General features: G+C 63.7%; 10 protein-coding genes. 7 read left to right on the forward strand and 3 right to left on the reverse strand.

The genetic code is table 11. The annotated features are described in order from the left end of the window. The first annotated feature begins 149 nt into the window (after nucleotides 1–149). The 7 genes from MJ602_RS03530 to MJ602_RS03560 all read left to right on the forward strand — a co-directional run bounded on the left by MJ602_RS03530 (nucleotide 150) and on the right by MJ602_RS03560 (nucleotide 6,918). On the forward strand, nucleotides 150–746 hold the full coding sequence (locus tag MJ602_RS03530; protein ID WP_243019422.1) for a hypothetical protein: 597 nt from the start codon (nucleotides 150–152) through the stop codon (nucleotides 744–746). Next, nucleotides 743–1,345: a TlpA family protein disulfide reductase gene (locus MJ602_RS03535; protein ID WP_242455394.1), complete on the forward strand. Its 603-nt coding sequence runs from the start codon at nucleotides 743–745 to the stop codon at nucleotides 1,343–1,345. The genes MJ602_RS03530 and MJ602_RS03535 overlap by 4 nt, the downstream gene beginning before the upstream one ends. A 126-nt stretch (nucleotides 1,346–1,471) precedes the next feature. Further along, nucleotides 1,472–1,933 carry an acetyl-CoA carboxylase biotin carboxyl carrier protein gene (gene accB, locus MJ602_RS03540; RefSeq protein ID WP_162017183.1) on the forward strand — a complete coding sequence of 154 codons (462 nt, stop codon included), beginning with the start codon at nucleotides 1,472–1,474 and terminating at the stop codon, nucleotides 1,931–1,933. Nucleotides 1,934–2,110: 177 nt separating this feature from the next. Then, nucleotides 2,111–3,460: an acetyl-CoA carboxylase biotin carboxylase subunit gene (gene accC / locus MJ602_RS03545; protein WP_162017182.1), complete on the forward strand. Its 1,350-nt coding sequence runs from the start codon at nucleotides 2,111–2,113 to the stop codon at nucleotides 3,458–3,460. A 46-nt stretch (nucleotides 3,461–3,506) separates the two neighbouring features. Further along, nucleotides 3,507–4,394 (forward strand): 50S ribosomal protein L11 methyltransferase, encoded by an 888-nt coding sequence (gene prmA / locus MJ602_RS03550; protein ID WP_243019423.1) that lies wholly within the window; start codon nucleotides 3,507–3,509, stop codon nucleotides 4,392–4,394. 48 nt (nucleotides 4,395–4,442) lie between these two features. After that, the gene (locus MJ602_RS03555; RefSeq protein ID WP_243019424.1) at nucleotides 4,443–5,960 is read left to right on the forward strand and encodes a zinc-ribbon and DUF3426 domain-containing protein; all 1,518 of its coding nucleotides are present in this window, start codon (nucleotides 4,443–4,445) and stop codon (nucleotides 5,958–5,960) included. 43 nt (nucleotides 5,961–6,003) lie between these two features. Continuing rightward, nucleotides 6,004–6,918 (forward strand): carbohydrate kinase family protein, encoded by a 915-nt coding sequence (locus MJ602_RS03560; RefSeq protein ID WP_162017180.1) that lies wholly within the window; start codon nucleotides 6,004–6,006, stop codon nucleotides 6,916–6,918. 62 nt (nucleotides 6,919–6,980) lie between these two features. Here MJ602_RS03560 and MJ602_RS03565 read toward each other — a convergent pair whose 3' ends face one another. The 3 genes from MJ602_RS03565 to MJ602_RS03575 all read right to left on the reverse strand — a co-directional run bounded on the left by MJ602_RS03565 (nucleotide 6,981) and on the right by MJ602_RS03575 (nucleotide 11,957). Then, a complete protein-coding gene (locus tag MJ602_RS03565) occupies nucleotides 6,981–7,598 on the reverse strand; it encodes a histone (RefSeq protein WP_243019425.1) in 618 nt (205 codons plus the stop codon). 170 nt (nucleotides 7,599–7,768) lie between these two features. Further along, nucleotides 7,769–8,968: a ribonucleotide-diphosphate reductase subunit beta gene (locus MJ602_RS03570; protein WP_162017178.1), complete on the reverse strand. Its 1,200-nt coding sequence runs from the start codon at nucleotides 8,966–8,968 to the stop codon at nucleotides 7,769–7,771. Between the two features lie 130 nt (nucleotides 8,969–9,098). Continuing rightward, a complete protein-coding gene (locus MJ602_RS03575) occupies nucleotides 9,099–11,957 on the reverse strand; it encodes a ribonucleoside-diphosphate reductase subunit alpha (protein WP_243019544.1) in 2,859 nt (952 codons plus the stop codon). Between the last annotated feature and the right edge of the window lie 251 nt (nucleotides 11,958–12,208).

The raw sequence follows: 12,208 nt of genomic DNA on the forward strand, positions 1-12,208 counted from the left end.
TTGAATGAAATTGGCATTCAAGGCGCATTCTAATTGCGCAAATAGCTATAAAAATAATAGCATTTTTTTGCCTGAACAACCGGGGCGGCCCTGGGCTGCGCGGGGAGATCGCCCGGTCCGGACCGCGCAGCCGTCACAATGCGCTTGCTATGACCTCCTTGCCCCTTGACGCTGAAATTGCCCAGGCCGCCGCCCGCATGGTGGTGGAGGAGGGGCTGGAGTATGGTCCCGCCAAGCGGCGGGCGGTCAAGCTGCTGGGCCTGCCGGCGCGCAGCCCTTTGCCGGACAACGATGTGGTCGAGGACGCGGTGCGCGAGCACATTGCCCTCTATTGCGCAGACACCCAGCCGACCGAGTTGCGTGCCCTGCGTGCGCTGGCGCTGGAGTGGATGGAGCGCTTGGCCGCTTTTCGACCCCACCTTGGCGGAGCCGTGTGGCACGGCACGGCCACGCGGCTGTCGGACATTTACCTGCAGTTGTTCTGCGATGATCCGAAATCGGCAGAGATTGCCCTGATCAACCAGGGCGTGAACTACGAACCTGGCTCGGTGCCGGGTTTGCATGGCCAGACGGTGGACGTCCTCAGTGTGGCCTGCCCGCAGCGGTCGCTGGGGTTGGTGGTCGGAGTGCACCTGTTGGTGTACGACCTGGACGATCTGCGCGGTGCGCTGCGTCTGGACCGCAAGGGCCGCCCGCCACGGGGTGATGTGCAGGCGGTGCGCCGCTTGTTGGAGAACGAAACGTGAATCAGCGTATGACGGAAGAAGCGCAAGACCCGGCCCAGGCCGAGATGAAGGCGGCGGCAGGGGAGGTTCCACTGCTGTCGCGCCGGCAATGGGCGCTGCTGGCAGGCGTGGGTGTGGCGTCAGCCGCCGCCGGGGGCGGCTGGGCCTGGTGGCGTGGTCGCCCCACGGCAGCAGAACAGGACGCGGGCAGTGCTTTTTGGGATCGCAGCTTTGAAACACCCGTGGGCGAGACCCTGTCCGTGCAGTCGCTGCGCGGCAATCCGCTGTTGGTGAACTTCTGGGCGACCTGGTGCCCTCCCTGCATTGCAGAGCTGCCCTTGCTGGATGGTTTTTACCGTGAAAATGCGTCAAAAAACTGGAAGGTGCTTGGAATTGCGGTCGATCAGCTTGCATCCGTCAAAGGATTCCTGGAGCGCTCGCCGGTGACATTCCCTGTGGCCATGGCGGGGCAGGGTGGCATAGAGCTGGCGCGTTCTCTGGGGAATCTGCATGGCGGCCTGCCGTTTTCGGTACTGTTCGGTGCAGATGGGCGCATCTTGCATCGTAAAATGGGACAGGTGACCGACGGTGACCTGCGCGCCTGGCTGCGCCTGGGCTGATGGCTGCTGGCCTGTGGCCTGTGGCCTGTAGTTGGCGGCTATTGAATTAAAAAGTCGATCGTAGGCCAAAGATGACGTGAATTGGGGTACATTCGCGCCCTGTTCAGTTTTGCTGAGGAAGCTCACATGGATCTGCGAAAACTCAAGACCCTGATCGACCTGGTCTCGGAGTCCAACGTCTCCGAACTGGAAATCACCGAGGCCGAGGGCAAGGTTCGCATCGTCAAGAGCGGCCCCACCGTGGTCCAGCAGTATGTCCCCGCAGCCGCCCCTGCGCCCGCAGCCGCCGCCCCAGCGCAGCCCGCTGCGGCTCCGGTGGCTGAGTTGCCCGCTCCGGCGGTGGCCGAGGTCAAGGGCCATGTGGTCAAGTCGCCCATGGTGGGAACGTTCTACCGTTCTTCCAGCCCTGGTGCCAAGCCCTTCGTCGAGGTGGGTAGCCAGGTCAAGGAAGGCGAGACGCTCTGCATCATCGAGGCCATGAAGATTCTCAACGAGATCGAGGCCGACAAGAGCGGCACGGTCACGCGCATTTTGGGTGAGAACGGCCAGGCAGTGGAGTACGGTCAACCCCTGTTCGTGATCGAGTGATGGGGAGCAAGCCCGTGAGCGGCTGTGCAGCTTCTCCCATGTCTCGCGGGGCTGCCGCCTCCGGGAGGGGAGATACCGCCGACGCCCGAACATGGGAGTGCTGCTGGCCCTTGTGCGGGGCGCTTCAATTGCAGGCGCCGCATTCGCATTCATCACGTCGCATGGTGGACAAACAACATGTTTAAAAAGATTCTGGTCGCCAATCGCGGCGAAATCGCCCTCCGTATCCAGCGTGCCTGCCATGAACTGGGCATCAAGGCGGTGATGGTTTATTCCGAGGCCGACCGTGACGCCAAGTACGTCAAGCTGGCCGAGGAGGCCGTCTGCATAGGCCCTGCGCCCTCGCCGCTGTCCTACCTCAACATGCCGGCCATCATCTCGGCGGCCGAGGTGACCGACGCCGAGGCCATTCACCCCGGCTATGGCTTCCTGTCGGAAAACGCCGACTTTGCCGAGCGCGTGGAGCGCAGCGGCTTTCAGTTCATCGGCCCCACGCCGGAGTCGATCCGCATCATGGGCGACAAGGTGTCGGCCAAGCAGGCCATGATCAAGGCAGGCGTACCCTGTGTGCCGGGATCGGATGGCGAACTGCCTGACGATCCGGTGCAGATCAAGCGCATCGCCAAGGCCATTGGCTATCCCGTCATCATCAAGGCCGCAGGTGGCGGTGGCGGGCGCGGCATGCGCGTGGTGCACACCGAGGCGGCACTCATCAACGCGGTACAGATGACCAAGGCCGAAGCGGGTGCCGCGTTTGGCAATCCGGCGGTCTATATGGAGAAATTCCTCCAGAACCCGCGCCACATCGAGATCCAGATCCTGGCCGACAAGCACCGCAACGCCGTGTACCTGGGCGAGCGCGACTGCTCCATGCAGCGGCGCCACCAGAAGGTGATCGAGGAGGCGCCTGCTCCCGGTATTCCGCGTCGAATGATCGATCGCATTGGCGACCGCTGCGTCGCTGCCTGCAAGAAGATCGGCTATCGGGGCGCGGGCACGTTCGAGTTTCTCTACGAGAACGGTGAGTTCTACTTCATAGAAATGAACACCCGCGTGCAGGTGGAGCATCCGGTGACCGAATGGATCACCGGGGTGGACATTGTCAAGACGCAGATCATGGTGGCTGCGGGCGAGAAGCTGCCCTTCACCCAGCGCCAGATCGAGATCCGTGGCCACGCGATCGAATGCCGGATCAACGCCGAGGATCCGTACAAGTTCACACCTTCCCCCGGGCGGATCACGATGTGGCATGCGCCGGGTGGGCCGGGCGTGCGCGTGGACTCCCACGCCTACACCAACTATTTTGTGCCGCCCAACTACGACTCGATGATCGGCAAGCTCATCGTGCACGGCGACACGCGCGAGCAGGCGTTGGCCCGCATGCGCACAGCCCTGTCCGAGACCGTGATCGAAGGCATCAACACCAACGTGCCCTTGCACCGCGAACTGATGGTGGACGCCAAGTTCATGGAAGGCGGCACCAACATCCACTACCTGGAAGAGTGGCTGTCCCAGCGCCAGCGCTGAGTGAAGCAGGTGCCCATGCCGGGTGCCATTTGCGGGAAACCTGAACATGCATGAACTGAGCCTGCTGTGCCCGCAAGACCGGGTGGAAACCTTGAGCGAGGCGTTGGAAGCGCTGGAGGCGCTCAGCGTGTCGGTCGAAGATGCCGACGCGCAGACCGACGCCGAACAGGCGCTCTTTGGCGAGCCCGGCATGCCGCCGCCCCAGGCAGGTTGGCAGCGCAGCAAGGTGGTTGCCTTGTTTGCCACCGAGGAGGCGGCGCTCGAAGCACAGGCGCTGTTGGCGGTGCAGGATTTTTTTGAAGGCTGTACCGTGGTGGCGCTGGCGCCGCTGCAGGACCAGGACTGGGTGCGACTGACGCAGTCACAGTTTGCGCCGGTGGACATCACGCCCGATTTCTGGATCGTGCCCACCTGGCACGAGCCGCCCGCGCAGGCGCAGTGGGTGATTCGTCTGGACCCTGGCTTGGCGTTCGGCACCGGTACGCATCCCACCACGCGCATGTGTCTGCGCTGGATCGCGCGCCAAGGCAGCCCGGCCGTATTGGGCCGGGTGCTGGACTATGGCTGCGGCTCGGGCATTCTGGCCATTGGTGCGGCCAAGTTCGGCGCCACGGACATCGATGCGGTGGACATCGACCCGGCGGCCGTGGAGTCTGCGGCACTCAATGCGCAGGCCAATGGCGTGCAGTTGCGTACGGGCTTGCCCGAACTCGCCCAGGGCAGCTACCAGACCGTGCTGGCCAATATTCTTGCCACGCCCCTGCGCGTGCTGGCGCCGCTGCTGTGCAGCCATGTGGCCGAAGGCGGGCACCTGGTGCTGGCGGGCATTCTGGAGCGGCAGGCCGACGAATTGATGCAGGCCTACGCCCCCTGGGTTCAGCTCACGGTGGCCGACCAGGAAGACGGCTGGATCCTGATGACGGCCCGGCGCTGACGCGCCACAGTGCCGAAGGCGGTGAGCCGGCCCTACAATCCACAGCCCATGAGCCAGACCACCCGCTGCCCATCCTGTGGAACCCTGTTCAAGGTGGTGGCAGACCAGTTGCGCATCTCGGACGGGTGGGTGCGCTGTGGAAGCTGCCAGCAGGTGTTCGATGCCTCGGCCCATCTGCAGGCGACCGCTCCTGCTCCCTTGCTGCCAGACATGGCGCTCGATCGCCTGCGCCCGCCGCCTGCGCCCGTGCGGCGCGCGGAGCCTGTAGAGCGGCTCTGGGGTGCCCCGGAGTCAGCGCCCGCTCGCGTGGCGGAAGCTGCTTCTCGGCCGGAGCGCCCGGCATCGGCTTCCACCACTGCGCCCAGCGATCTGGCGGCTGCCGTGGTCGCCATCGAGCCTCCGGTGCAGTCGCCACCGCCTCCAGCCGCGCCGCCACCCGTTCCCTCGGTTTTGCATGTGCCCGAGCCGGTGGTGCCTGCTTTTTTGGTGGAAGGGGCGCAGCCTGTTGGTGCAGCAGAGGTGTTGCCTTCGCTGCTCGCCGTCGGCGCGTCCACACGTCCACCCCAGGAAGTGCCTGCCGCGCAGTCCCAGGCGGCCGCGCCTGTCATGCAGCCTCGGGCAGAAGAGGATGGCGGCGTGATCGAGTGGCCCTCCATCGAATTGCCTGCCCCATCCTCGGCGGGGTATGAATTGCCAGTGCCAGACACGGGCTCCGATGGGGCGCAAGCGGCATTTGCGCCGCTGCCGGAGGTGCCGCCACTGGAGTTGTTGCCCAAGGCCTCAGACCGGGCCTTCGCGCCTTTGCGCTCGACGCCGCGCCCCCCCTCTTTGCCCGTGGCTGAGGCCGAAGAAACGGTGGTGCCACCCACCGAGCCCAAGAAGGGCGCCACACAGGAGCCACCACTAACCAAGGTGCCGGACCCCGACGCCCGCGCTGCGGTGCCAACCGAAATCCCTGCGCCGTCCCCGATGGCTGTGGAGCAGGCCACGGCGGAAGATTCCCGGCCAGAGGGCCTCGACCACGACGCCGATGCTGCCGAACCAGGGGTGCAAGAGTTGTCGTTCATGCGCGCGGCCCGGCGCAAGGCCTTCTGGCGCAAACCCTGGGTGAGGGCAGCGTTGTCCGTGGTGCTTCTGGTGTCCGTGGCCTTGCTCGCTGCGCAGGTGGCGGTGCGGGAGCGGGATGATCTGGCAGCGCGTGTGCCTGCGCTGCGGCCGGGCTTGGAGGCCTTGTGCAACCAGTGGGGCTGCGTGTTGGCGCCGCGGCGTGACATTGCTGCGGTCGAAGTGGACAGTTCCTCGTTTCAGAAACTGCGCGGTGACGAATACCAGTTTTCGCTCGTGCTCAAGAACCGTTCGGCCATCGCGGTAGCGATGCCTGCCGTGGAGCTGACCCTGACGGATGCCGCAGACCAGCCGGTGCTGCGCCGTGTGCTCTTGCCAGCGCATTGGAACGCACCGCAGGAATTGGCGGCCCATGGTGAATGGAGTGTTTCGCGCACCCTGGTGCTCAGCGCCACAGGGGTCCGCATCACAGGCTACCGGGTGGTGGCTTTTTATCCCTGATTTCCAGGTCGCCACTGGGGTGGCGCAAACAACGAAAGAGACTATGGCTGTTCTGATTTGTGGCTCGCTGGCCTTTGACACCATCATGGGCTTTGAGGGGCGGTTTGCCGAACAGATCCTGCCCGACCAGTTGCACATCCTCAATGTGTCGTTCCTGGTGCCTGCGCTGCGCCGCGATTTCGGGGGCTGTGCGGGGAACATCGCCTACAGCCTGCGCTTGCTGGGCGGAGAGGCGGTGCCCATGGCCATGCTGGGCAGCGACGGCGAGTCCTACCTGCAGCGCTTGCAGGCGCTGGGCATCACCACCCGTTGCGTGGGGCAGGTGCAGGACACCTACACCGCCCAGGCCATGATCATGACCGACCGTGACAACAACCAGATCACGGCCTTTCATCCTGGCGCCATGATGCAGGCCCACACACAAACCATCGGCGCCGGGAACGCGCAGGGCATTCGCCTCGGGATCATTGCGCCCGACGGGCGTGACGCCATGCTGCAGCACGCGCAGCAGATGCATGCGGCCGGCATTCCATTCGTGTTCGATCCGGGACAGGGGCTGCCCATGTTCTCTGGGGACGAGCTGCTGCGCTTCGTGGAGCAGGCCACTTGGGTCACTGTCAATGATTACGAGGGCAAGATGCTGTGTGAGCGCACCGGCCTGGATCTGGCCGGCTTGTCTCGCAAGGTGCAGGGCTTGGTTGTGACCCTGGGCGGCAAGGGCTGTGAGGTCTGGGAGCGGGGGCAATGCACCCTGGTTGCTCCCGTGGCTCCTGCGGCTGTGGTGGATCCCACGGGTTGTGGCGATGCATGGCGAGGCGCCCTGTTGTTTGGACTGGAGCGTGGCTGGCCCTTGGCGCGCTGCGCCGAGCTGGGCAATCGGATGGGGGCGCTCAAGATTGCCGCCCGCGGGCCGCAAAACTACGTGCTGGACTTTGATCCAGCGATTGTGGCCGCCTGATTTGCCATAAAAAAACCCGGTGCTGGGCACCGGGTTGGAGACAGGGCCAGGGGCCCTGAATCTCAGGGCTTTGCGCCCGTAGGGAAGGGCCAGGCCGCCTGGGGATTGAGCGTGGTCTGTGCGGCAGGGGCTGCAGGCTTTTCTGCAGCGGCCTTCTTGGCGGGTGCGGCTTTCTTCGCAGGGGCTGCGGCCTTCTTTGCAGGAGCTGCGGCCTTCTTTGCAGGAGCAGCGGCCTTCTTGGCGTGTGCAGCCTTCTTCGCAGGAGCAGCGGCTTTCTTCGCAGGAGCAGCGGCCTTCTTGGCGGGTGCAGCGGCCTTCTTTGCAGGAGCAGCAGCCTTCTTCGCAGGAGCGGCAGCCTTCTTCGCAGGAGCAGCGGCCTTCTTCGCAGGAGCGGCAGCCTTCTTCGCAGGAGCAGCGGCCTTCTTCGCAGGAGCAGCGGCCTTCTTCGCAGGAGCAGCAGCCTTCTTCGCAGGAGCGGCAGCTTTCTTGGCGGGAGCAGCGGCCTTCTTCGCAGGAGGGGCAGCCTTCTTGGCGGGTGCAGCGGCCTTCTTCGCAGGAGCAGCGGCCTTCTTGGCGGGTGCAGCGGCCTTCTTCGCTGGGGCAGCAGCCTTCTTGGCCGGTGCAGCTTTCTTCGCAGGGGCGGCGGCCTTCTTGGCGGCCGGTTTCTTCGCAGTTGCCATCATTTTCTCCTTGGGTCATTGGATTGAGAGCACTTCAGGTCTGCGCAAGACCCGAAGCGATCCATGGCGTTGGGGACCCTCCCATCTCCATGAATGCAGTAACGCTCCGCAGTACGGCCTGGGGTGGGCCGTGGTGTGCGGGGCGTGGTGTGTTGTGGCATGGCGCTGTGTCAATCCCAGGAGAGTGCGCCGCCCGATTGGTACTCGATCACGCGGGTTTCGAAGAAGTTGCGTTCCTTCTTCAGGTCGATCATTTCGCTCATCCACGGGAACGGGTTTTCCTCGTGGGGGAAGAGTGCCTCCAGTCCGATCTGCTGGGCACGGCGATTGGCGATGTAACGCAGGTAGCCTTTGAACATCGATGCGTTCATGCCGAGCACGCCCCGGGGCATGGTGTCCTCGGCGTATCGGTATTCCAGATCGACGGCCTGCGCGAACAAGGCCTTGATCTCTTCCTTGAAATGCGCTGTCCACAGGTGTGGGTTCTCCAGCTTGATCTGGTTGATCAGATCGATGCCGAAGTTGCAGTGCATGGACTCGTCGCGCAGGATGTATTGGTACTGCTCGGCGGCCCCGGTCATCTTGTTCTGACGGCCCAGGGCGAGGATCTGGGTGAAGCCGACGTAGAAGAACAGCCCTTCCATCAGGCAGGCAAAGACGATCAGGCTCTTGAGCAGCTTCTGGTCGTTGTCGGGTGTGCCGGTGTGGAAGGCCGGGTCCATGATGGTGTCGATGAACGGCACCAGGAATTCGTCCTTGTCGCGGATGGACGGGACCTCATGGTAGGCATTGAAGATCTCGCCCTCGTCCAGCCCCAGAGACTCGACGATGTACTGATAGGCATGCGTGTGGATGGCTTCTTCGAAGGCCTGGCGCAACAGGAACTGGCGGCACTCCGGAGCTGTGATGTGGCGGTAGGTGCCGAGCACGATGTTGTTGGCCGCCAGCGAGTCTGCTGTGACGAAGAAACCGAGGTTGCGCTTGACGATGCGCCGCTCATCTTCGGTCAGGCCCTGGGGGTTCTTCCACAGCGCGATATCGCGCGACATGTTGACCTCTTGCGGCATCCAGTGATTGGCGCAAGTGGCGAGGTACTTCTCCCAGGCCCACTGGTACTTGAAGGGCACCAACTGGTTGACATCGGTCTTGCCGTTGATGATGCGCTTGTCGGCGGCCTGGATGCGGTGTGTGCCCGATGCTCTGGATTCGGGAGCGGTGCGGGCAGGGGCCACGGTGCTTGCAGCGGTGCGGTCGGTTTGTGCTGCAGTGGCGGATGGAGGCGGTGGCGTGTCCACCACGCGGTGTTGTTGCAGACCAGCGTATGCGGTTTTTGCCAATGCGGAGGTGACTTCTTCGTCCCAGGTCAACATGGTTTTTCCAGTGCGTGAATTATGGAAGCAGCGCTGCAAAAAGAAAAGCACGCTTGCGTTGCGCTGCGCGGATTTGTTGCGTCAAAACACACGCAAGGCGATGCAGAGATCGCGTCTTGCGTGTGTGCGATCACTGACAGGCTTCGCAGGAGGGATCGTCGATGGCGCACATGCGCACATCACTGGCAGGCAGGTCGCCATGGCCCGTGCTCGTGGAAGATGCACTGGCCGTCAGGGCCTGCGCATCCATATCGGTGGAGACGGCGTTGAGCTGTCGCTTGTTCACGGTGCTCATCTCCACATGGCTGGCACTCTGCGTGCGCAGGTAGTAGGTGGTCTTGAGCCCACGCAGCCACGCCAGTCGGTACAGCGCATCGAGCTTCTTGCCGGAGGCGCCGGCCATGTAGATGTTCAGGCTCTGAGCCTGATCGATCCATTTCTGGCGCCGCGCGGCGGCTTCCACCAACCAGCTTGGATCGATCTCGAAGGCCGTTGCATAGAGCCCCTTGATCTCCTGCGGAACGCGGTCGATCGGCAGCAAGGAACCATTGAAATGCTTGAGGTCCATGAGCATCACCTCGTCCCACAAACCCAGTGCCTTGAGCTCGCTCACCAGCGCTTGGTTGACCACGGTGAACTCGCCCGACAGGTTGGATTTCACCGACAGGTTGCCGAAGCAGGGTTCGATGGACGCATCCACGCCCACGATGTTGGAGATGGTGGCGGTCGGTGCAATCGCCACACAGTTGGAGTTGCGCATGCCGTCATGCCTGATCTTTTGGCGCAGTGCATCCCAGTTCAGTGTGGTGCTGCGGTCCACTTCCACATGGCCGCCACGTTCGCGTGCGAGCAGGTCGATGCTGTCGAGCGGGAGGATCCCCTGGTCCCACAGGGAGCCTTGGTAGCTGGAATAGCGCCCGCGCTCTGCTGCCAGGTCGGATGATGCCCAGTAGGCGTAGTAGCACAGCGCCTCCGTGGAATGGTCTGCGAAAACCACCGCCGCCTCGCTGGCGTAGGGGATGCGCAGTGCGTACAGCGCATCCTGAAACCCCATCAGGCCCAGCCCCACCGGGCGGTGGCGCAGGTTGGCATCGCGTGCTTTCTTCACGGCGTAGTAGTTGATGTCGATCACGTTGTCGAGCATGCGCATGGCCGTGCCCACCGTGCGCCGCAGCTTGTCATGGTCTATGCCGCCGTCCTTGATGTGGCGTGCCAGGTTGATGGAGCCCAGGTTGCACACAGCGGTTTCTTGGTCGCTGGTGTTGAGGGTGATTTCCGTGCACAGGTTGGACGAGTGCACCACCCCTGCGTGTTGCTGAGGCGAGCGCACGTTGCAGGCGTCCTTGAATGTGATCCATGGATGGCCTGTTTCGAACAGCATGGTCAGCATCTTGCGCCACAGGTCCGTGGCCTGCACGGTCTTGGTGGGGTGAATGTCGCCGCGCTGCGCCTTGTCTTCGTAGGCCAGATAGGCCGCCTCAAAATCGGTGCCATAGCGCTCGTGCAGGTCGGGCACGTCGGCAGGCGAAAACAGGGTCCAGGGGCCGTTTTCCAGCACACGTTTCATGAACAGATCCGGAATCCAGTGGGCCGTGTTCATGTCGTGCGTGCGGCGCCTGTCATCGCCCGTGTTTTTGCGCAGCTCCAGGAACTCTTCGATGTCCAGGTGCCAGGTCTCCAGGTAGGCGCACACCGCGCCCTTGCGTTTGCCGCCTTGGTTCACGGCCACGGCGGTGTCGTTGACGACCTTGAGGAAAGGCACCACGCCCTGGGACTGGCCGTTGGTTCCCTGGATATGGCTGCCCAGTGCGCGCACGCGCGTCCAGTCGTTGCCCAGACCACCTGCGTACTTGGACAGCAGGGCGTTCTCCTTGAGCGATTCGTAGATGCCGTCGAGCGTGTCGGGTACGGTGGTGAGATAGCAGCTCGACAGTTGCGAGCGCGGCGTACCGCTGTTGAACAGCGTGGGCGTGCTCGACATGAAGTCAAACGACGACAGCAGCTCATAGAACTCGATGGCGCGGGCCTCGCGGTCGATCTCGTTCAGTGCCAGTCCCATGGCCACGCGCATGAAGAAGGCCTGGGGCAGTTCAAAGCGCCGTTGCTGTACGTGCAGAAAGTAGCGGTCGTACAGGGTTTGCAGCCCCAGGTAGTCGAACTGCAGGTCGCGCGAGGGCACCAGTGCGGCCCCCAGGCGCTGCACATCGAACTGCAGCAGCCTTTCGTCCAACAGGCGGTGCTCTACACCCTTGCGCAGACCCTCGACAAACTGCTCGCCATAGTGGGGGGTGAGCTCGGCATGTGTTTGCTCATGTCCCAGAACTTCCCGGACGATGGAGTGCAGCAGCAGGCGTGCTGTCGCATAGGTGTAGCCGGGCTCCTTCTCGATCAGGGTGCGTGCGGCCAGGATGGCGGCCTTGTGCACGTCCTGCACGGCAATGCCGTCGTACAGATTGCGCAGCGTTTCCTGCACGATGGGCGCGGCCTGCACCGTCGCATCCAGGCCGGTACATGCCGACTCCACCAGCGCTCGCAGGCTGTGCACGTCCAGCGCGCGCCTTTGGGAGCCATCGGTCACATGCAGCACCGGCGTGGCGTCCTGAGGGGGCTGTGCCGTTCGCTGCCGCTCCTGTGCCCGTTGCTCGCGGTACAGCACATAGGCACGCGCCACTTCGTGGTGGCCGCCGCGCATCAGTCCCAGTTCCACCTGGTCCTGCACGTCCTCGATGTGGAAGGTGCCGCCATGGGGGCGCGAGCGCAGCAGGGCGCGGACCACGGTGTGGGTCAATGCCTCCACCGCATCACGCACACTGGCCGATACGGCGCCTTGGGTACCGTGCACTGCCAGGAAGGCTTTCATCATGGCCACAGCGATCTTGGGAGGCTCGAAAGGAACCACCGCACCATTGCGGCGAATGATCTGGTAGTGGGCCAGGCTCGACGTCCCGGGAACGGGTGGGGGCAAGGCGTGGGATGGCGGGGTCGCCATGGGCAGCGTGTGGGGTGCTGGTGCGGGGCTGGGCTGGGTGGTGGGCACGGTGTCCTCCAAAGGGTGGTCGAAACACGGACAAAGGGCAGCGCTGCTTGCGCTGCATGGTGTTTTGATAGCAGTCAATCAAACACCATAGGTAATGTTTTATTTGAAACAAAACACTATATGTAGTGTATCGGCGATCCGAAAAACGTGCAGCACCGTGCCTGGCTTGCCGGTGGCAGGCCAGGGGTCAAGGGGTGGGGGAG

It is taken from the genome of Simplicispira sedimenti (assembly GCF_022760965.1).
GTDB lineage: Bacteria > Pseudomonadota > Gammaproteobacteria > Burkholderiales > Burkholderiaceae_C > Simplicispira > Simplicispira sedimenti.

Bases quoted from the DNA above. Each gene is read 5' to 3' on its own strand.
- MJ602_RS03530 (WP_243019422.1), top strand. From the start codon at position 150: ATGACCTCCTTGCCCCTTGACGCTGAAATTGCCCAGGCCGCCGCCCGC.
- accB (WP_162017183.1), top strand. From the start codon at position 1,472: ATGGATCTGCGAAAACTCAAGACCCTGATCGACCTGGTCTCGGAGTCC.
- accC (WP_162017182.1), top strand. From the start codon at position 2,111: ATGTTTAAAAAGATTCTGGTCGCCAATCGCGGCGAAATCGCCCTCCGT.
- prmA (WP_243019423.1), top strand. From the start codon at position 3,507: ATGCATGAACTGAGCCTGCTGTGCCCGCAAGACCGGGTGGAAACCTTG.
- MJ602_RS03555 (WP_243019424.1), top strand. From the start codon at position 4,443: ATGAGCCAGACCACCCGCTGCCCATCCTGTGGAACCCTGTTCAAGGTG.
- MJ602_RS03560 (WP_162017180.1), top strand. From the start codon at position 6,004: ATGGCTGTTCTGATTTGTGGCTCGCTGGCCTTTGACACCATCATGGGC.
- MJ602_RS03565 (WP_243019425.1), bottom strand. From the start codon at position 7,598: ATGGCAACTGCGAAGAAACCGGCCGCCAAGAAGGCCGCCGCCCCTGCG.
- MJ602_RS03570 (WP_162017178.1), bottom strand. From the start codon at position 8,968: ATGTTGACCTGGGACGAAGAAGTCACCTCCGCATTGGCAAAAACCGCA.
- MJ602_RS03575 (WP_243019544.1), bottom strand. From the start codon at position 11,957: ATGGCGACCCCGCCATCCCACGCCTTGCCCCCACCCGTTCCCGGGACG.